The sequence below is a fragment of the Thermicanus aegyptius DSM 12793 genome (assembly GCF_000510645.1).
Classification (GTDB): domain Bacteria; phylum Bacillota; class Bacilli; order Thermicanales; family Thermicanaceae; genus Thermicanus; species Thermicanus aegyptius.
The window spans coordinates 2233746-2253388 of sequence record NZ_KI783301.1 but is presented as its reverse complement, the minus strand read 5'-3'; the positions used below and the strand labels follow the sequence as shown (position 1 = coordinate 2253388).

General features: G+C 41.7%; 25 protein-coding genes and 2 tRNA genes. 23 read left to right on the top strand and 4 right to left on the bottom strand.

Annotated elements, in window-relative coordinates:
- Positions 1-13 precede the first annotated feature (13 nt).
- The 4 genes from THEAE_RS0111955 to THEAE_RS0111940 form a co-directional block, all read right to left on the bottom strand.
- Positions 14-1123 carry a three-Cys-motif partner protein TcmP gene (locus THEAE_RS0111955; protein ID WP_039944450.1) on the bottom strand — a complete coding sequence of 370 codons (1110 nt, stop codon included), beginning with the start codon at positions 1121-1123 and terminating at the stop codon, positions 14-16.
- A 331-nt stretch (positions 1124-1454) separates the two neighbouring features.
- Positions 1455-1913, bottom strand: coding sequence for an ImmA/IrrE family metallo-endopeptidase (locus THEAE_RS0111950; protein WP_028987648.1), 459 nt, complete (start codon positions 1911-1913; stop codon positions 1455-1457).
- A gap of 111 nt (positions 1914-2024) precedes the next feature.
- Positions 2025-2210 carry a hypothetical protein gene (locus THEAE_RS0111945; RefSeq protein WP_028987647.1) on the bottom strand — a complete coding sequence of 62 codons (186 nt, stop codon included), beginning with the start codon at positions 2208-2210 and terminating at the stop codon, positions 2025-2027.
- A 50-nt stretch (positions 2211-2260) separates the two neighbouring features.
- Positions 2261-2587 carry a helix-turn-helix domain-containing protein gene (locus tag THEAE_RS0111940; protein WP_028987646.1) on the bottom strand — a complete coding sequence of 109 codons (327 nt, stop codon included), beginning with the start codon at positions 2585-2587 and terminating at the stop codon, positions 2261-2263.
- 178 nt (positions 2588-2765) lie between these two features.
- Here THEAE_RS0111940 and THEAE_RS0111935 point away from each other — a divergent pair, with 178 nt between their 5' ends.
- From THEAE_RS0111935 to THEAE_RS0111805, 23 genes are all read left to right on the top strand, one after another.
- The gene (locus THEAE_RS0111935; RefSeq protein ID WP_425426429.1) at positions 2766-3008 is read left to right on the top strand and encodes a helix-turn-helix transcriptional regulator; all 243 of its coding nucleotides are present in this window, start codon (positions 2766-2768) and stop codon (positions 3006-3008) included.
- 341 nt (positions 3009-3349) lie between these two features.
- Positions 3350-3565, top strand: a complete 216-nt coding sequence (locus THEAE_RS0111925; protein WP_028987644.1) for a hypothetical protein — start codon at positions 3350-3352, stop codon at positions 3563-3565.
- A 50-nt stretch (positions 3566-3615) separates the two neighbouring features.
- Positions 3616-3831: a hypothetical protein gene (locus tag THEAE_RS0111920; protein WP_028987643.1), complete on the top strand. Its 216-nt coding sequence runs from the start codon at positions 3616-3618 to the stop codon at positions 3829-3831.
- Between the two features lie 98 nt (positions 3832-3929).
- Positions 3930-4025 (top strand) — tRNA-Ile (locus tag THEAE_RS0111910).
- 1 nt (position 4026) lies between these two features.
- Positions 4027-4100: transfer RNA gene (locus THEAE_RS0111905), tRNA-Trp, on the top strand.
- A 276-nt stretch (positions 4101-4376) separates the two neighbouring features.
- Positions 4377-4670, top strand: a complete 294-nt coding sequence (locus THEAE_RS0111900; RefSeq protein ID WP_028987642.1) for a hypothetical protein — start codon at positions 4377-4379, stop codon at positions 4668-4670.
- Positions 4671-4675: 5 nt separating this feature from the next.
- On the top strand, positions 4676-5371 hold the full coding sequence (locus THEAE_RS0111895; protein ID WP_028987641.1) for a transcription termination/antitermination NusG family protein: 696 nt from the start codon (positions 4676-4678) through the stop codon (positions 5369-5371).
- A complete protein-coding gene (gene recD2 / locus THEAE_RS0111890) occupies positions 5364-7589 on the top strand; it encodes an SF1B family DNA helicase RecD2 (RefSeq protein ID WP_028987640.1) in 2226 nt (741 codons plus the stop codon). Before THEAE_RS0111895 ends, recD2 begins: the two co-directional genes overlap by 8 nt.
- Before the next feature lie 417 nt (positions 7590-8006).
- Positions 8007-8525 carry a hypothetical protein gene (locus tag THEAE_RS0111880; protein WP_028987638.1) on the top strand — a complete coding sequence of 173 codons (519 nt, stop codon included), beginning with the start codon at positions 8007-8009 and terminating at the stop codon, positions 8523-8525.
- Positions 8526-8752: 227 nt separating this feature from the next.
- A complete protein-coding gene (locus tag THEAE_RS0111870; protein ID WP_028987637.1) occupies positions 8753-9010 on the top strand; it encodes a hypothetical protein in 258 nt (85 codons plus the stop codon).
- 227 nt (positions 9011-9237) lie between these two features.
- Complete coding sequence (locus THEAE_RS23710; RefSeq protein WP_281169572.1) at positions 9238-9366, top strand: Flp family type IVb pilin; 129 nt, start codon at positions 9238-9240, stop codon at positions 9364-9366.
- Between the two features lie 215 nt (positions 9367-9581).
- On the top strand, positions 9582-10064 hold the full coding sequence (locus THEAE_RS0111860; RefSeq protein WP_028987636.1) for a hypothetical protein: 483 nt from the start codon (positions 9582-9584) through the stop codon (positions 10062-10064).
- Positions 10065-10192: 128 nt separating this feature from the next.
- Positions 10193-12052, top strand: a complete 1860-nt coding sequence (locus THEAE_RS0111855; protein ID WP_169729987.1) for a CHC2 zinc finger domain-containing protein — start codon at positions 10193-10195, stop codon at positions 12050-12052.
- A 16-nt stretch (positions 12053-12068) separates the two neighbouring features.
- The gene (locus THEAE_RS22125; protein ID WP_052329966.1) at positions 12069-13781 is read left to right on the top strand and encodes a DEAD/DEAH box helicase; all 1713 of its coding nucleotides are present in this window, start codon (positions 12069-12071) and stop codon (positions 13779-13781) included.
- Complete coding sequence (locus THEAE_RS0111845; RefSeq protein ID WP_028987634.1) at positions 13765-14592, top strand: hypothetical protein; 828 nt, start codon at positions 13765-13767, stop codon at positions 14590-14592. The genes THEAE_RS22125 and THEAE_RS0111845 overlap by 17 nt, the downstream gene beginning before the upstream one ends.
- A gap of 73 nt (positions 14593-14665) precedes the next feature.
- Positions 14666-15586 (top strand): glycosyltransferase family protein, encoded by a 921-nt coding sequence (locus tag THEAE_RS0111840; RefSeq protein WP_028987633.1) that lies wholly within the window; start codon positions 14666-14668, stop codon positions 15584-15586.
- Between the two features lie 386 nt (positions 15587-15972).
- Complete coding sequence (locus THEAE_RS22120) at positions 15973-16341, top strand: PH domain-containing protein (protein WP_156920617.1); 369 nt, start codon at positions 15973-15975, stop codon at positions 16339-16341.
- A 164-nt stretch (positions 16342-16505) separates the two neighbouring features.
- Entirely contained in the window at positions 16506-17021 is a 516-nt protein-coding gene (locus THEAE_RS0111830) for a DIP1984 family protein (RefSeq protein ID WP_028987632.1), read from the top strand.
- 371 nt (positions 17022-17392) lie between these two features.
- Positions 17393-17812 carry a hypothetical protein gene (locus tag THEAE_RS22115; RefSeq protein WP_052329962.1) on the top strand — a complete coding sequence of 140 codons (420 nt, stop codon included), beginning with the start codon at positions 17393-17395 and terminating at the stop codon, positions 17810-17812.
- 2 nt (positions 17813-17814) lie between these two features.
- Positions 17815-17997: a hypothetical protein gene (locus THEAE_RS0111820; RefSeq protein WP_028987631.1), complete on the top strand. Its 183-nt coding sequence runs from the start codon at positions 17815-17817 to the stop codon at positions 17995-17997.
- Positions 17998-18002: 5 nt separating this feature from the next.
- Positions 18003-18575 (top strand): hypothetical protein, encoded by a 573-nt coding sequence (locus tag THEAE_RS0111815; protein ID WP_156920616.1) that lies wholly within the window; start codon positions 18003-18005, stop codon positions 18573-18575.
- A gap of 40 nt (positions 18576-18615) precedes the next feature.
- Complete coding sequence (locus THEAE_RS0111810) at positions 18616-19251, top strand: hypothetical protein (RefSeq protein WP_028987629.1); 636 nt, start codon at positions 18616-18618, stop codon at positions 19249-19251.
- Positions 19226-19633 (top strand): hypothetical protein, encoded by a 408-nt coding sequence (locus tag THEAE_RS0111805; RefSeq protein ID WP_028987628.1) that lies wholly within the window; start codon positions 19226-19228, stop codon positions 19631-19633. The genes THEAE_RS0111810 and THEAE_RS0111805 overlap by 26 nt, the downstream gene beginning before the upstream one ends.
- Positions 19634-19643: the final 10 nt, after the last annotated feature.

Here is a 19643-nt window from a genome sequence, read left to right as displayed (position 1 = left end):
TCTTTTTGCTGCTTCAAGGAAAAAGCACGATTGTTGTATCCGGAAATGTTCTTTTCCCTTTACGCATTCTTCTTTTTTCTGCTGGTGGATTGACCTTAATCCGTTTTTGTTCTTCAAGTCTACTTAATGCTTCTTTATAATTTCTTAAAATATATGGTGTTCCAACATGGTGTTTTTTAAAGATCTCAAGGACAGACATTGTTTTACCTGAAAATTTTCTCATAAGTTCTATACCCAATTCGTCAAGGGGCCGAGAATATAATGATAATATGGATAATTGCTGATATTCCTGAGATAACGGAATAAAAGAAAAACTGGCCACTCCATCTTCCTTTTCTGAGCTATGATCCCACATGATCTCTTTCATTAGAGTATAACCCAGTTCATGTTTTGACACAAATATTAGGTAATGACTAGTTCTATTTTTTTTCGCGTTTACGAATTGGAAAGGTAAAACATAATATTTTGCCTGATCTGAAAGAGATTCTGCAAGAGAATTAAGAATAGTTAATTCTCGTTCATAAGGAGACATGAATTTTACTTCTTCTTTTAACTGGATAACTCGTTCTTCACCAAAAATGTTGTTCATACATTCTGTTACCGAAGAGTTGTTAAGCCCCATACTAACTCTATTGTAGTTAAAGAAAAAGATCAAATCAGATCCCCAGTCTTTAACTAAAGCTCGGATCAATCTTAAACTCAGCCCTTTATAACCCCAAGGATCGATAAAAGCAAGAGTGGGTGCCAAATTTATTGACTCAAATAAATTTACAATTTCATCACCAACCTCAGTATTGACAATTAAAGGTTTATATTTTAAAGAATCAATCCCTTCTAATTTAGAGATTTCATTCATTAAATTTTTCGCATACGACTCTTTTTTATCATTAAAAATAGTCACCATTTTTTCTCTAAGGGCAGGATTTTGAATAATTTGTTTCAAAATTTTTAAAGGTGTAGATTCGCTCCCGTCTTTGTATCTTCCGGGACCTGAAAATAAATCGATATATACCATTTTAGTGGAACGAGACTTCATGATATTAGCCCATGCTCCAAAGTATTTACGAACTATTTCCGATTTTACTTCTGATGATTCAGTTATTTCTTCAAAGAAATCACTCATTGAAACTAACTCCCTTCTTTCTTTTTTTCTCTCGCTCAAGTTAAAATTAACTGTAGAATCATCTATTTTAATATTAAATTAATTCAAATTTAAAATAGGTATAATTTTTGCAGATAATAACGATTGTATACTACTGAAGAGTTAAAAAAATCACCTCTTCCAGAGAACTAGCCAACCATACAACGCTTTCCAACATGATTCCACCGCCTTTCTTCCTTCTTAAACATTAGTACATTTTGCACAAACAGCCTATCATCATCCCCTAGATTTTAATCCCTTAGATGATATTTATCTCGTGAAATATATTTTACAAGGGTTCATCAAAATTTTATCACACCGACATTTTCTCCATGAGCTTCAATCTCCCCCGCACATCTGCCAAATTCATCCGAAACCTCATCATTTCCTCCGTAACATCGAAATGCTCCGCTAAATCCCACAGATCAACAATCCCATTTTTTTGAGCTTCACAGAGCTTGTCCAAAGGTATCAGATAATTCGCCGCCCACTTCAAGGCACGATATTCGGCTCGGCTAATTTCAAGTCGATCACGATAGTGAAAGTATGCTTTGGGGAGGGTAGCAAAAATAGGTGTAGTAAAGTGATGACCAATCTCTTCGGCCAGTACACAACGATAACGAGCACGGTCACTAAGAAGGGAACGAGAAAGCCCAATGATCGGCGGATAATCTGGATGGGACCAATAAACCCCCTCCAAAGGAGGAGAAAAATCGTGATAGTGTACCTTTATTCCCATTTTATCGGCTAATTGAAGTAAAGGAAAAGGCAATGGAACAGCACCCCTTTCTATTTATATATATTATATATAAAGCAGTATTAGCCGTGAATATATGTTCTTATTTTTTTGGAATGAAAAAGAGAACATATCTATCTTATCGTTTTAATTCATCGTTTTAATAAATCGAATGGCTAAAGATTCCATATTTCGATTCTGTCTTTTGATTCTGTCGATCCAGTTTTTCATTTCCGGTGAAGCGACTTTGCTGGTAAGTACATGAACATCCACAGAAAGAGCATTCAGTTGAGCCTTTATTTCTTCTTGTCCATCACGCAATGCTCGGCTCATTTGAGGATTTTCTTGTATTTACGACATCATGAGTGTCATTTGAACTGGCTTTATTCCTTTTTCCCGCCATATAACTTCTTCATGCTTTCGATAAACTCCTCCAAGGACTTACGCGCCTCTGGGGGGAGATCAGCCATTAGGTCATCTGTACGATGGGCAGCGAGGGTTTCATTGTTTGGTTCGTCTGTCCTCCCTAAAAGGTAATCTGTACTGACATTAAAGAAATCGGCTAGCTTTTGTAATGTATGGAAATCCGGTTCCCTTTTTCCATTTTCATAAAGACCGTATGCTTGACGACTAATTCCAAGGAAATCAGCCATATCCTGATGAGTTAATTTTTTTTTGGTCCTTAAAGCTTTTAACCTTTTTTGAAACATAAGCACCATCATCCTCTGCTGAGTATGTATTAATTATAATGCAACTGTATGTAGCAAAAAATAAAAGAAACAAAAAGTAGCATTTAGTATTGACAGAAACATAATGTTGCGTTAAACTGTAGTCATGAGAAACAAAATGATTCGTTAATGGGGTGATTATGTGCAACGTCCATGGTTAATTAGAATTAGGGAGCTTATGAATATGACCCAAGAACAAGTGGCTGCTAATGCTAGAATAAGTCGTCAGTATTATGGGATGATCGAAAGTGGTGATCGTGATCCAAGTGTAGTAGTAGCAAAAAGAATAGCGTCTGTTTTGAATATCGACTGGACTCTTTTTTTTGAAGATCAAAGAAACGAAACGTTTCTTTATCAACTAGGAAATAAATCGTCAGAAAGTGGATCAAAGAAAGCTATTTGAAGATTACAAAAGCAACATAAAGATTCATTTACGCTCTTAATACTTTTTTGCTTGAGAGGAGATGATCATCATTAAAAGTTATCGTCCAAGTGGAATAACCCACCAATTTATCTACAACCCGACTTGGGGCAGGTGAGAATCATTGAAAAAGCATCCTTCGAAAAAGCATCCTTCAGGAATTACCTACCAAGCTGTTTACGAGCCTGACCTTGAAAGAATGATCAAAGCAATAAGAATCATGCTTGACTATAAACCAAACAAAACGGAGAAATCAGAAGTCGAGGGTAATAAGTAACTTCAACATTTATTCGAAAAATCCTTCTAAAAAGGAGGCGAGCCCGATGGAAAATACTATGGAAGAATATGTAATGAAACTAAAGAAAGATATAAACGCTTTAGAAGCCGAAGTCCGCAAGATCAAAAAAGAGATTGTAATCACCAGCGAAAGGCCTACAGAAGAAGATATAGAAAAAATATTGAAACTTAAGAGAATCAGGGCTTTACTAAATAATTTGCGTACAAACTACGCATTTGCAAAACGATACATCAATAAATAAAAGACCGCGGCAATCAGAAACATGCTGCTTAAAAAAAGTGGGGTGTTTAGATGGAATTAGTCTATAAAAAATCATATAAAACCTGTGAACCATATCAAGTAGAAAGAGAATTGGACAAGATCATGAAAGAGCAAGCTGAAAAGCACGGATGGCGTTTTGTACGTCGTACACCAATGGGGGTTGTAGTACACCCGTCACGGGATGAGATGATCACATACCGATATAAGCAAGGAGAAATCATCGAGGAAAAATTCGTCTGGATGTAATGTTCATAAGCTTACTTTAATATGGCCCGTTGGTCAGTGGTTAAGACACCACCATTTCACGGTGGTAACAGTGGTTCAAATCCCATACGGGTCACCATGCTGGTGTAGCTCAATTGGTAGAGCGGTGAGCTTATACCTCACGTATGCGCCAGATTAGCGCGCGGTTGGGGGTTCGAGTCCCTCCGCCAGCACCATAAGGGCGTAGTTTAACGGCAGAACAGCGGTCTCCAAAACCGTAGGTGCGGGTTCAAATCCTGCCGCCTTTGCCAATATGCTAACTTGCCAGTTTAAAAATGCCTTTGTAGCTCAAGACGGAAGAGCGGGAGAAAACGGATCTCCGTCGCAACCAGAGGTTCCAGTAACCATGAAACGGTGAATAGCCAGTAAGGGTGTAGCACCGAACAGCCTCTCGGAGAAGCTTAGTAGGGAAGCGGGTTATCCTCTCAGGTAGGCTTAGGAAACGAGTGTGGGTTCGAATCCCACCAATGGCACCAAACCTTGTCTTTGCAGTCTCTTTTGATTTTCTTCAAGAGAGGAGGATGTAGATGGAAAATATCAATCTCATAGAAAATTTCATTGAAAGTCTTGAAAGTCTTCAAGAAGATTTCGAGATATCCGTTGCGTTGCCGAACCCTTCAGAAGGAGTAACGGTTGGTGCGGAAAACGTAGCGGTTTCCCTAAGAAGCTTAGCAAACGAGCTTCAAAGGTTTGGATATAAACGAGTCAAAGGTATGCGCGTGCACAATGACAAGTTGATCGTAACACTAGAAGGTCCTGATCCCCGTCCTGAACGGGTAATGGTTGAGAAAAGAAAATCCAAGCCCAAGCCAAGGAGGTAAATAAAATGACTTCTGTTTTCGCGGTGCAAGTGTACACAGGAAGTGAAATTGAGGTAAAAGATACACTGTCAAGATTGTTGAAAAAAGTCGGTGACACAACCGTAAGAGCGATACACGCTTACGAAACTATCACTCAAAAAGGAACAAGCTTTAAGGATCGAGGGAAATTGGAAGGATATATTCTTATTGAGCTCAACGATATAAAACTACCCAATAACCTTTGGCATTTAATCAAAAGCGTTCCAAAGGTAATCCAGATACTTAAAAACCGTGTCTCAGAAGAAGAATTCCATCATCTGACAAACATAGACCTCGAATCAACTCTTGACGTAACAGTAGATCGCGCGAAAACAGAAGAAGAAATCGCTAATGAACAAAGAGAACTTCTTCACAAAGCAAATATGGAGAAAAACATCAAAAAACAAGAAGAATACATCCGCAAGATGGACGAACTGGATAACACTCCGGCCAATCAGTTAAAGAAACTGAAAGATGAAGCCGTGGGGGTTATCAAGACCCAGATCGAAAAGTGCAAGGCGTTTATTAAAGTCAAGAAAGAACGATTCTTAATCCCATTTTCCCTTTTCCTTAAAGTGAAAGAAACTCTCCCCGATACCCCCTATGAAAAATCGGTAAAAGGAAACTTCATTGTGCCTATAATCCTCAATAAATTAAGGGAAGAAATACAGCTAAATGAGTGAAAGCTATACCGGATCAATAACGAAAGTCATCTTTCGCAGCGACGATTTTCTCATTGCGAGGTTTCTGGCCGATGAAGAATTTACCGTTACCGGACCGATCATTGGGATTGATAAAGGGGAAGAAATCACGATTCACGGGGAATGGGTTACTCATCCAAAGTACGGCAGGCAATTTAAGGTAGAATGGCATGAAAGGCCAATGCCGCAAACAAAAGATCAGATCATCGCATACCTGGCTTCTCCCGTGGTCAAAGGATGTGGACCTAAAAGAGCCGCACAGATCGTGGATCATTTGGGGGAAAATGCGCTCAAGATCATGATGGAGCAAGGGGAAAGCTCCATACAGGGGATAAAGGGAATCGGTAAAATCAAAGCACAAAAAATCGTAGATAGCGTCAGACAGACATATGAGTTACAACAGATCATGATGGCTTTATTGCCCTTCGGCATCACCGCTAATTTGGCCATTAAAGCGTACAAGGAATACGGGTCAAACACTGTAGCGGAAATCAAGCGGAATCCCTACGTTCTAACCCGGCTAACCGGGATTGGATTTCTCAAGGCGGATGAGATTGCCCGAAAGATAGGGATTCTGCCGAATTCAATGGCCAGGGTTATGGCCGGAATGGAATTTGTTCTGTTTGAGAAAATCTACAATCACGGACATTGCTTTATCGAAGAAGAAAAGCTTGTCCGAGATACGCTACAGATTCTGAATCACAATGTCCCGGATCATGAAAACCGAGTCGGAGATAAAGATTTAAACTTAGCCTTGCATTATCTGGAAGCGAAAAAAAGAATCGCAATCGAGGAGAAAAGGGTTTACCCCAAAAAACTCTACGATTACGAGATGAGGGTGAGCCTGAAACTGGTTAGTTTGCTAAAAGCCGGTGTTCGGGATGGCGAAGCATTGTCTTTGGAAACCTACATCAAAGAGTATCAGATCAAAGAGAAGAAAGTGCTTGCCGAAAAACAGAAGCAGGCGATCCGGGAACTGTTCAGGAACAACGTCTTGATTTTAACCGGAAACCCCGGAACCGGAAAGACAACTGTAACAAAAGCAATCATAGAAGTGTATCGTAAAATTCATCCTGGCGCCAAAATCGGACTTTCCGCTCCCACCGGTAGGGCAGCGCGGAAACTGTCGGAAGTAACCTCCCTTCCAGCTTTGACGATCCATCGCTTGATCAACCTCATGCCGGGTGGAGAACCGGAATTCGACTTTAAGAACCCGCTACCCTTTGATCTCGTCATTGTAGATGAAGTCTCGATGATGGATCTGGAACTGTTTGCCATGCTGCTCGACGCGATTAAACGGGGGACAAAGCTGCTTCTCGTGGGAGATGCAGACCAACTGCCCAGTGTAAACCCCGGAAATGTTCTGCATGACTTAATCGAAGCGGGTATTCCCCACGTCCGGTTAGACGAAATCTTCCGCCAGGCCCAGGATAGTTCGATTATCGTTAACGCCCATCGAATCAACAAGGGAAAACCCATCCTTATCGACCCGGCAAAAGATGATTTTTACTTCATTGAACGAGAGGAACCGGAGAAGATACAGGAGACGATCCTGAAAAGCGTCCTTCGTTTCGTGCAGAAAGGGTATAAGAAAGAAGACATTTTAGTTCTAAGCCCGATGAAAAAAGGTGTAATTGGTACATTGGAGTTAAATCAAGCTCTACAAGAGATTTTGAATCCCCCTTCTCCAGCCAAAAACGAATTAAGGTATGGGCAGACGATCTTCCGCGTTGGGGACACGGTGATCCAGAGGAAAAACAACTACGAAAAAGGCCCAATGAACGGGGACTTAGGTACAATTAAAAGTATCGAAACCATCATAGATGACGACGGGAATGAAGAGATCGTCGTGGAATGCACATTTCAGGACAAACAAGTAAAATACACCCGTGATGAAATGGAACAGCTTTCGCTTGCTTATTCCATCACTGTGCATAAGTCTCAAGGTGGGCAAGCGAAGATCGTCATTATGCCCGTATCTACATCGCATTACATCATGTTGGCAAGGAACATCATCTATACGGGGATCACAAGGGCCGAGGAAAAAGTTGTGTTAATCGGCACAAGAAAAGCGCTTCAAATTGCGATAAGCAATAACAAAATTGTAAAGAGGAATACAGGTCTGGTAGAAAAATTGAAAGAACATCTTCAGGGGATCGGAGGAGAAGAAGCGGAAAAGGGTTTAATCAAGATAAATTAAATTTCAAGGAGGAATGAATAATGCCAGACGCGTATTTCATTGCTTTAACTATATCTGCCATTACGATTTTACTGTTCGTTTCTCAGGCTTTCATGAGCATGAGGACAACCGATAAAGTAATAATTGTTTCGAAATACGCTGGTATCGTGTTGATGATGTTGGTTAACAATATTTGGCTAATTATTATAACATTGATTATTTCCATCTATGTTCTCCACTCCCTTTTTACGGGGGAATGGGAGTAAAAAGAGGGTGCAGGCCATTTATACATTTTGACAATTGCCAACAAATAAAAAAGTCCAATACCCTTAGAAGAATTTTAATGAGAGGATCAGCGTAGTTCAAGCATAGTCTACACTTATGATTAAGCCTCTCGGTTTGTAGAAGAACTTTTAAAAGAACAGGAGAGTACCTGTAATGAAGAAACAATACGTAAAACCGGGGTTTTATGAACAAAAACTGGAACGGGTAATGGATCGTCTCGGGGTGGAATCCTACGATTTCAACTGGGATCGCTTCGGTTGCTTCGTCCAGTTTGAGTACAAGGGCCAGCTTTATCGCTTTGAACACTCGGTTCAAAAAGCGAAATCAAATGGCATAGAACTTCGTTATGGTTCGGACGCTTTTGCTCAAGTCGTTTTATCACTGGAAGATTTGGCAAGGATGGTAGAACGAGGTATCTACGATTTACAGACATGGGTTGCCGGCATGTTGTATCTCCCTTCGGTAAGTGAAGTACCAGAGGTACCATCGTTTTTTCGGTTTTTGGGATTTGATCAGATTCCGAAAGATCTTGCCGAAGTCAAAGAACGATACAAAACCCTTGTTAAGCAAATGCACCCAGATACCGGTGGAACCCAGGACAATTTTATAAGCCTGCAAAAGGCGATGGAAAAAGCGATGGAATATTTTAAGATGGGAGGCGATCAAGATTGATAATTAATAATAATTTCTATTCAGCATTATCTTTCATAATTCTTATATCAATTCCGATTTTTGCTATTTTTATATCTGAAATAGTATCTGACAAGATTATAACAATACTTAAAAAAATGGTTAAGGAGTAATATCTCAGATCGGGAAGCTAAAAAAAAGGATAGGGTGACGATATAAAAAATGAATGTGTTTTTTTTAATTTTTAATTTTGAAGGAGGTGAATGTAAATGGTTGAGTTTTTTGCTGGGTCCATCGCTTTTTTAGTAGCTTTCATTTTAGCTTACGGAATCAATTTCTTTGTTGGATTCTTTGGATTAGTTGCACTAATGTTCGGGCTAATATACTTAAAAATTGACCTCCCTGAGAGTGTCTTAAATGCTATGGGCGGAGGGGCAGGATTAGGTCTATTCGTGACAATGCTGTTAAATGTACTTAAAGGATTAACCGTCCTAGCTAAAGCGTTTAAAAAGTTTCACGATGATTAGAAGTTGCGCCTTTCTTATTTTTTTTATATTAGACCGCTTAAATAAGGCATTCCAAAAGTTTCTTCGAGACTAAAATTAACTATACAAATCAATGTGATCTATACCATTTTTTTTAAAAAAAGAGGATACTTTTAATGGCTCGCTTTGTTCCAAAAGAACAGAGCGGAAGTCTCCTGCGCTGAAAAAGAGGAGTCGATTTTTTTATCTATTTATGGGAGGTGAAAAACATGAAAAGACTGTTCGAGCAATTTTTAAAAGACGAAAAAGATGAGTATCGCTTGCTAATTGCCCTTATTGCTGTTGCCGTCATCGTCATGGTCGCTTTCTTAGGAGCGTGGATTTTGGTCTATACCTAAAAAGTCCCATGTTGTAAAAAGTCCCACTGCTTTGGACAGTGAACCAAAAAGTCCTATGAAGGCAAGTTTAGGCGCGCGCGTGCGAGATAAACAGTAAATCTATCCCTACTAAGGTTTTAATGGCTCGCTTTGTTCCAAAAGAACAGGGCGGGCCTTTTTTATCGCATAGGGTGAGAGTGTTTTTTTAACTAAAAATGGTAAAAGGAGGAACAAAAATGAAATCAAAGGTCAAATCTCTTATCCTGATCTCGTTTATGTTAATGGTGCTTTTTTCTATCCCATTCACCAAAGCGGAAGCGGCAGGAGGACCTTTCCCAGTATTTATTCCCCTTCCGTTTCATGTTTATGATGGGGGTGGCGTAACACAAGAAGTTTATAAATATAAGCCTAACGATGCATACAAAAACAGCCCTTATGTGGTAGACGGGTACTATTCGCATTATCTCCAAACCTCTGACGGAACCTATCTTGAAATTGTAGGGACGGATGCGGAGGGGAATCCGTTGTATATCAATGAGTCAGGTGAAAAGATCAGCGGAGAACAGCTTAATAAATTGGGTGCTAAAGTCGTAAGTGATGATGTAGTTGTCAAAGATAAGTTAGAAGAAGGTAAAAAGATAATTGAGGATGCAATACGTAATCTTTTACTAATGGCTTCTCTTCCAGCCATCGCTCTTTTGTTTGCGTTTCGTTTGTAGAGTTTTTTTGTATAAGGCAAAAACATTTTTTTGCATAAAAAGTGAAAGGAGGGTAAAAAGAAGGGAGCCTTGGCCACAACCCCAAAGGCTCCCTTCAAAACAACACCATGACATCTAGATTGTACCAAATGTATATCTTTTTTGTCAACCATTCTTTTGGAAATTTGAGCGAATTAAGCGATCTTTTTTCCGTCGAAAGAAAAACCATAATGCGGTGGGTCAAGAAACTCCGTGAATCAGGGTTGATTCACGTAAGGCGAACGAAACATGGTTATAAAGTTGAAGGATTTAAGGAATGGGACCAAACTTTAATTACTAATGCACCCGCTAAAGATACCCCATACAAGACGATGAAGGAAGAGTTTTTCTTATGGAAGGAACGGGTCTTAAATTCTGGTGGGTCTATTTCTATTGAAGAGGTAACTAAGAAATTCGGAGTTACAGAAATCACCGCAAAAAGGTGGTTAAGTTCAGATAGATCCAGATATGCTACGTTAAACGGTTCTCACAAGGCTAATGTAGAAAAAGTCATCGCGGAAAAGAAAACGTACATTTCTAAATCATCCGACGTGAAAGGAATGAAGGATATCGTTGAAGGGCTGGAGGGGAGAGTGAGCCGAAAGCTCATTTCAGGCGGTCATTCGGGACGTGGCGCAGTGAAAAGTCCTATGGGACCTATACCTAAAAAGTCCCATGCCGTAAAAAGTCCCATTGCCTTGGACAACGCCCCAAAAAGTCCTATTGCCCCAAAAAGTCCCATTGCCTTGAACAACGCCCCAAAAAGTCCTACTGCCCTAAAAAGTCCCATTGAGGCGAGCTCAGATTCGATCATGGAATCCGTTCACGCGCGTGCGCGCGAGATAAACAGTAAGTCTATCCCTACTACAGGGTTTAATACAGATCATTCAATGGACTATAGTGCTAATACCCCAGCTGGTGCAGGCCGTGGGACTTTTTCGATCATGGAAGATGCTCCCAAATTGACAGAATCTTACGGGACTTCCGGCACGAGGAAGGCTGCCTTGTGGATTCGTCAAAACGTGGACGCTGTGGAATTGCTGAGCAGGATCGGAGTAACACTTTACCGCCCGAAGAATAGCTCCGGGGAGTGGGCGGGTCATTGCCCGCTTCACGATGATCGGCACCCATCGTTCTACGTTAACGAGCGAAACGGACTTTGGTACTGCCATGCTTGTGGCGTTGGTGGTGATGTGGTGGAGCTTGTGAAGCGGATGCACGGCCTTCGCTTTGGGGAGTCTGTTCGGTGGATTCTCTCTTACCTGTCGAATGAGGCGCCGAGTGATGTTCTTCATGCGAGCGCTATAGAACGCGAACCGGCGCAAAAGAAACCCGTTTCGTTTGAAAACCGGACGGAGAAGGAAAACCCGATGCCAAAGCCCTTCACTTCCCCCAGCCCCAAATCAGGGTATGCGCATACCACAGTGGGGTTGCATGAAGAAGCAAAAGGCCGCGAATATTTGGCTATGCGCGGGATTCATGAGAAGACAATTAAAGAATTCAGTGTAACCGTTGAAGACGGGAATATCTCAATCCCGCTTTACGATCACGAAGGAGAAAACCAGGGGATTCTCTACCGGATGCTTACCGGGAAATACCGCTACAGGCAAGATGGGGGAGTTACGCTGTTTGGCGTCCCACAAGCGAGAAAACTGGCGAGGGAAGAACTGTTCGTCGTCGAAGGTGTGTTTGATGCCATGTCGATCTGGCAGGAAGGTTTCCCAGCCGTAGCTATCATGCGGACTGGGTTGAACAACAGGCAAGTTGCTCAAATCAAAGAGTTTTTTGGTCGTAAGAAAATTGTGTTCATCCCTGACAATGACGAAGCAGGAATGAGATCCGCAGAAGAAAATCTTAGACTGTTAAGAGCGGCAGGACTTAACGCAAGCATAAAGTTTTTGCCTCGGGAGTTTAAAGACGCAAACGAATATTTGGCACAAAAACAAAAAGTAGCCCAAAAAATGGCGTAGAAAGGAGTCAAGAAAATTGATCAAGCTAAGGGACTACCAGGAACAAGCGTTGGAAGCCATCGAAAAAGCCCTTGCCAGAGGGGTCAAAAAGCAGGTACTAAACCTTGCCACTGGATTGGGGAAAACAATTGTCTTTGCCGAATTACTCCGCCGACGCGGGAAAACCGCTTTGGTCTTGGCTCATCGTGACGAACTTATTCAGCAGGCGGAAGACAAAATCCGTTTAGTTTATCCGGAGGCGGAAATCGGCGTGGTAAAGGCGGAGCGAAACGAAAAGGACGCGGATATTGTTGTTGCAAGTATCCAATCCCTGCACGAAAAACGTCTCAAACAGTGGGAGCCTGATCGCTTTCACACCGTAGTCATTGACGAAGCCCATCATGCCATTGCTCCCAGTTATAAACGAGTGATTGACTACTTCAATCCGGAATTGCTTTTGGGAGTAACGGCAACCCCTTTTCGTGGGGATCGGGTCACGCTTGCGAAAGTGTTTGATGAGGTGGTTTACAGCTACGGGATACTGGAAGGGATTAGGAACCAGTATCTTGTGGACATCGAAGCTTATCGAGTCCAAACCAATGTGGATTTGGACTCTGTGAAAACGAACGCCGGGGACTTTAACCTCGGAGAGCTTTCGGAGCGTGTGAATGTGGCGGATCGAAACGAAGCGATTGTTCAGGCTTATGTGCAGTACGCCCCGGGGAAAAAAGCGATTGTGTTTGCAGTAGACATTGAACATGCTGTGTCTCTCACCGAAATCTTTCGAAGGGCGGGAATCAATGCTGCATTTGTCCACGGCGGAACCCCGAAAGAGGAACGGAGGGAAGTGCTGGATGGTCTAAAGACGGGAGAAATTCCGGTGGTTGTGAATGTCTCGGTGTTAACCGAAGGATTTGATGAACCCAGTGTGGAGGTGGTTATTTTAGCGCGGCCCACGAAATCGTTGGCATTATTTACCCAGATGGTCGGTCGCGGGACGCGGTTACATCCGGACAAAGAACGCCTCATTTTGCTTGACATTGCAGATAACACAAAGAGACACCGCGTGGTAAGCGTGATGGAAATGGTCGGCCTTAAAAATTCTGTAAAGCAGGGGCAGCGGCTTACCGTAGCCGTTCTGGAGGAAGAAAAGAAAATTCCTGAAGTCAGGGAGTTTATCTCCAAAGTGTTCCCGACGATCGAAGTGGAGAAAGTATCGGATCTACTGGTTGAGTTTTCAGATACGAGCGTCCTCCCGGACTACGATTGGCGTGACGTGTTGGGAGAACTTGAGGAATTGAGGGAAGACGAGGACATGTACTTAGAAGAGAGGAAAAAATTTAAAGAAAAGTGGGGCTCTAAAAACTATGATACTTCTACGCTCCGGGTATCCGATGGGCAGAAAAAGGCGCTGGAAGGGTTCGGATGGCCGATGGAAGAGATCGTGAACCTTACCCGTTTTGAGGCGAGTTTCTGTATCAAACGCCATCTGGAAGCCATGCTGGACTGGACGGAACGGAAAGCTAAGGTATGGGGAATCATCCTTGGAACCACTCCAGATGAGGCAAAGAAGCATTTCACCGCTCCGTGGCAATTAAAGCCGATGACCAAAGACCAGTTCAAAGTTCTTAAACAAGAAAAAATTCCGCTTCCACCGGGAGATTTACTGGCCGGGGAAGCATCGATCATTCTGGGTAAAATTCTATCAAACAGAAAGAATGGAGGCGGAAGCCTTGCAGGTATTAGATAAACGAATTCAAAACCGATCAGTGATTCAATCCATCCGTGAGGAAGCGGAATTTCGGTGTGAATACGTTGATCCGGCAACCGGTCAACGATGCGAAAGGGAAGCCCCCGGGGAACCCCATCACATTCGGACCCGTGGAGCAGGGGGAAGCGACATCCGGGAAAACCTTATTCAGCTTTGCGGGGAACATCACCGTGCTTATCATGATGGTCACATCGACCGCCATCATTTGATTCTGGCGGTGGCTGGGCGGGAAGGGAAGACGGCGGAAGAAATCTACGGTATTCTTGGATTGCTGCCTCAGCCTGTGGAAAAGGAAATTCCAAAAGAGGAGCCGGAGCCAACCCTGGAGGAACTTATCTCAGCTTACCACCAATTGGATGAGCAGGAGCAAGAAGTACGTTGGACGAAGGGGCAGCTTCTTGACGCGATGCTTAAAGCGGGCGCGAAAGCGAGCTTTCTCTCGTCGCAATTGGGGGTGAGCACGGCGCAGATCAGGGAACTTGTAAAGGTATATCGGGTTTTTCCAGAGGAGAGTACGCGCATACCATCTTTGTCATGGTATCATCATCGGATTGCGGCTAACAGCAAAGAGCCGCAAAAATATATTGCGGTAGCGAATGATGAAGGGCTGTCCACGAGAGAATTGAGGAAAAAGATTCTGGAGGACGAAGGGAGGGTGGATGTTGTTCAGGAAGAAGAAGATAAAGAGATGAAAAAGGCCGAACGGTTGTTTAAACAGGTGGAGGAGTTTCTTGCAAGTGGTGGACTTGCGGCGGGGTGGTTAAGGGAGCAATTAAAGGTGATTGTTTGATAAAAAAAAAGTAGGCGCGTTGAATTTTCGATTTTTAACTCCCACCTATATCGTAAAGAAGAGGAGGATTACCGTGAAGGAGAATATAGTTGTGTTTCTAATGCAACCTGCGGGGGTCGATTTCATTTCACCGATATATGAGAAAAAAGATATATTAGAAGCTAACATAATTGTAACCACATTATCTCCAGTTATCGAAAAGCTGTTAGAAGAAAACGGTATAAGACAATACAAGTTTAATGATTTGGAAAGTGTACTGAATTTTATTAGAAAGGGAAATTCCATGGCTGTTGCCGTAGATGGAGTGCCTCGTCAATGTAATTATGAAGTAATTAAGACCGCTAAAGAATCAAATATAACAACAATAGGGTTGCTAGACTTTTTTGGTGGATACAGAAAAAGATTTGCAGTAGAACCTGACTATATTATCGTTCCAAATGAATATATACGACAAGAAATGATTCAGGAAGGATTCGCAGAAGAAAAACTTTTACCTTACGGCAACCCATTTTTTGAGAAAATGAAGATATACAAACCCGAATTTAAAGAAGAGTTCAGGAAATACTTTGAAGATGAGAAGAAAACCATACTTTTCGCCTCGCAGAGTTTCAAAGAGGATGGCTATGGTATAACCCAGGAAGAAATTTTCAAAAGGTATGTACTTAAAGATAGTAGTTCAGAGGTAAATATAATAGTCAAACCACACCCAAGAGAAGACCATTCGTGGCTTTCTAAATATCCAGTCAAAATATTCAATGAGGATAAAAATAATTTCATATTTGATTTTATCAACTACTGCGACCTTGTTGTGGGTGTCAATTCAACTCTTTTATATATTTGTTATATAAAGGGAATACCTTTTAAAACGATAGACGTAGAAGGCATGTTAAAAATAGACTTTTCAAATTCCATGATAGCACCTTATCCCAACTCAGTTAAACAAATATCAAAATTCTTTAATCTAATTAGCGACAGAAGTTCCGTAGCTAATTAGCCATACAAATTGTATCACAAGGGAAGACGCAATGAGATTGTTCGCAAAAGAAAGGTGTTAATATTGCACAATGTTAATTTTACTCGATCTATTGCAAAATACTTTAAATCCCGCTAAAATAGACTTGACAACTCAATGGCGGAGCTATGCCTTTTTTTAAAACTGCCTAGCTAACCCCTACCGGCGCCACGATCACCCGAAACCACGACCTCTTCGGTCGTGCGGAAATCCTTTTGGATAGGGAATCGGGCGCTGGATTATATCGCCTGCCTCACTCGGGGCAGGCTTATTGCTTTTCTATAGGGTAGAGACAAATTAAAAATATCAAAAAAAAAGGAAAGGAGGGAAGGCGCTCCAGCCTATACAGGTTGGAGTCTCCTGCGCCGATGAACGTAGAATGGCAAGATCGGGCGAGATGGCTTGGGCTTCCAATATTATTCACTCGCTACTGGATGGTAGACGAAACACTCCATCGCCGAAAAGGATTTTTGTGGATCAAAGAAGATCGGATACCGCTTTATCGTATACTTGATATTCAAGTTCGAAAAACGCCGCTTGACCGTATTTTGGGGCTTGGGACAATCGTCCTGTATGCAACAGACGTAACGGATTCAGAAATGATGCTAAAAGGGATTAAAAAAGCGGATAAGGTCGCAAGCCTGATCCAAAATCGAGTAAACGAGGTCCGACAGCGGTACAATATTCACGGACGGGAAATGTATGGCGCGTTTTCGGGAGAATTCGAACGTCCATAAACAGTTTCCGTCTACAACTAAAGTCGAGGGTTTGTTAACCACCCCACGGCTGAAGCTTGGGACACCCGACGCAGGAAGAGGATTGGTGGACTGGCCAATAAAGAAAGAAAATATTCAAAAAAAAGGACTTTTTCAGGTACAATTAACTAAGAGGAGGATAGAAAATGATCACTTTAGCCCAAGCAATCCCATTAGAAAAAGTTATCAGGCGCCGCATTGAGGAGTTAATGTTGGAGCGTCACAACGTTGCAACTGTTACGGTCGCAAAAGGTGAAGAGCCGGAGCCGCAAATCCGAACCGTTGAGATGATTACTGCCGAAATCGAAAAAGCCCAAGCGGATCTATGCAGGCTTACGGAGATGATCGCCATCGCTAATCTAAATCACACGGTGGAGTGGGATAAGGAGAAGATCTCTCTCACCAGGGCTTTGGAAATGGCGAGGCAAATGCGTTCCGAACTTCAGCAATTAAAAAGCTTGGCGTCCGAGAAGAAAGTGCAAAGGGTTACGGGACGTTTTTCGGGAGAGACGAATCTATTGCAGGTGACGACCTACGACCCGGAAGAGTACCGCCTGAAGGCTTTAAAACTGGAACGTCAGGTCGAGAAACTTTCGTCAGATATTGAACACCAGAATCACTTCGTAGAAATTCCTTTCAATGCTTCGGATTATTTGGCGTAGCCGGGAAAGATGAGGCGAGCCCGGCCATGAGGGTATTTGGAAGGTATCCTGATGGCCGGGCTTATCTCCCGGCAGGCAAATCGGGGAAAAGAGTGTAGACACCGCTTTAAGACCTTTGGGCGTATCAAAGGGTTATATCTAGGTTAAAAAAAAGGAACAATATGTGTTTTTTGAAAAACGGGTTACAGTTTACGGCTTACAGTTTACGAGCTTACGGGTGACGAACGATTGGGAATTTCTTTTGTCTCGTCTTTTCTCCATTGCCTATGTTTCAAAATAACTGGCCCACTTTGCTCACGAAGAGCAGGGTGGGGCTTTTTTATTGCATAGGGCGAAAGGGAATTTAGCTGATAAACGAAAGGAGTGAGAGGATGAGAAAAAACTTACAGAAGATAAACGGTACACGTGCAACATTCACCGGCGTTTTCGAACGTTTTGGGGTAAAAAACGGATGGAACGGTCCGGAGAAAACGGTACTCCTGAAGGATATTAGAAATTCAAAGGGCGAAATTGTGGCAGATCATCTTTGGTTTAACTATACAAAGGGCTTTCAGGTGCTGCCGCTTGCTCCGGGGGTGGAAGTTAAATTTGTCGCAAGGGTAAAACTCTACGAAAAAGGATATAAAGGGTATCGCGAAGATGTATACAAACCCATCGAATACGATTATAAACTTAGCCATCCGACGAAAATTTGTCTCGTCGATCAAAAATTGGCTGAAGAGTATGCTATCGAAAGTTTGCGGAGCCGCAATCTAATTCCGTGCAAAGACGTTAAAGAAGGGGGTGCTTAAAAATGTCAATAAACGAACAAAAGAAAGTAATCCGAGAAGAGATATTAGAAGAACTTGAAAAATTAGAAAAGGAAACGGAAGAGATTTCAAAAGAACAGCAATATCGTTATGTTTTTGGACGACGTTCCAAGAGAAATATTCTATTAAAAATAAACCGTTCAGCGACTAAAGGCAAGGGGTTGTAATGTTCGTGGACGATGCTAAAAGAATTTTTCTCCAGGATGTAAAAGATAAGAAAAGAATCGCGGTTGGTGTTCATTCAAGGAAAGGAGTTAGGGGGTATGTTGGAAAAATGCATACCCCGGTTGATTTTTTAAAAGGGAAAGCCAAGCGGGAGTACACGAAAGGTGGGGAGGTAATCGTTTATAATATGTTCGACAAACTAATGCCGAAAGAGGAGTTTGATAAACTTGACGATGAACAGAAAAAGGAATGCTTACTACGCTGGAGAGACAGATATTCAACAAAACAGATAATGGAAACTCTAAATTTAAAGAGCTATCAATTCTATAGACTCATGGACAAATTCAATATTCCAAGATATCATGGAGGTGGACCGTTGGCTACTAAAACATCTACAACATCTACGCCTCAAACTGATGAGGTAAAAACAAATTTATCGAACGGGTTTAATATTTCACTTCACGGTAAGTATAGTGCAGAAAAACTTATAAAAAGGCTTCTTTCTATCTCCAGTATTCTAGAAGGAGAGTCGAGCAATTTTAAAGTTAATATCACAATTTCAGAGGATGAAGAGAAGTGAAATAAATTAAAAAAAATACGAATGAAAGGGGATGATCCGTATGGGTAATTTTTTTGATATACCTGATTTTATCGGGAATTGGGATACGATCCAACAGCCATTTGCGTTTTTGATCGTTTTATTAAATCTTGTGATGTGGACTGCTTCCTTTATTGTTTGGCTCTATGTTTTGTTTTTTGGTATTGCCCTTGTCTATGAAGCCTCATATTGGGTATATCGTATGAGTTTAGAATTCTTAGCGGTAATGCCCAAATTATTGTCTAGGCCGGTTGAATATCTTCGTTCGGTGCGAAAGAATGGCGAAAATCCGAAGGCAGGGCGAAAAGTAAAATGGAAGAAGGTGAAGCGAGAAAGAGAAGGCGAACGGTATGTGGCCGTGCCGCAATTCGTTTTTTTTAAATCCAATCAGACATTGCAAGATGCCGAGGGGAATATCGTTTACTTAATCGGGATAGGGATGAGAACAGCCCCGATGAGAGCTTATTATGTCGTGTGGGTAGATGAAGAAGAACGAGGCCCATACTTTATGGATGTAGATTTAAAGTATATTGATTTAAACCAAGAGCCAGATCTTATCCCGTTTTGGGAGGTAGCGAAACAATATGTGCCACAAAACAATAGTAGAATAAGGGATAAGGAGGCTCAAAGAGATGGAACGGACTTACGTAACATATGATCCAATCACAAATGAAAATGGGAAAGCTACGTTTAAAATGCGGACGTTCGTACAGCAGGAAGACGGAACGTACTACGAAAAGGTAGAAATCAAAGAACAGAAAGAGAAGCTTATTGAGGACCGAGTAGATGAGGTGAACCATAATATAGCCAACCTACTTCGTATAGTAACGACAGCAGCTGCCGTTCTTATGGCGTTTGTGCTTATGCTAAGGGGTTTTGGGTGGATGATCTACTCTGAAGAATTCCACTCGCTTATTTCGAATATTATCCAAAAGACTTCTTCGGTGCTCATGATTATCTTTAACTACATTCTCATTTTTGTTCTAAGAATAGTATCATTCTTTATAAACTTAATAGGATGGATATACAATTTGTTTTAACCGGAAAGCC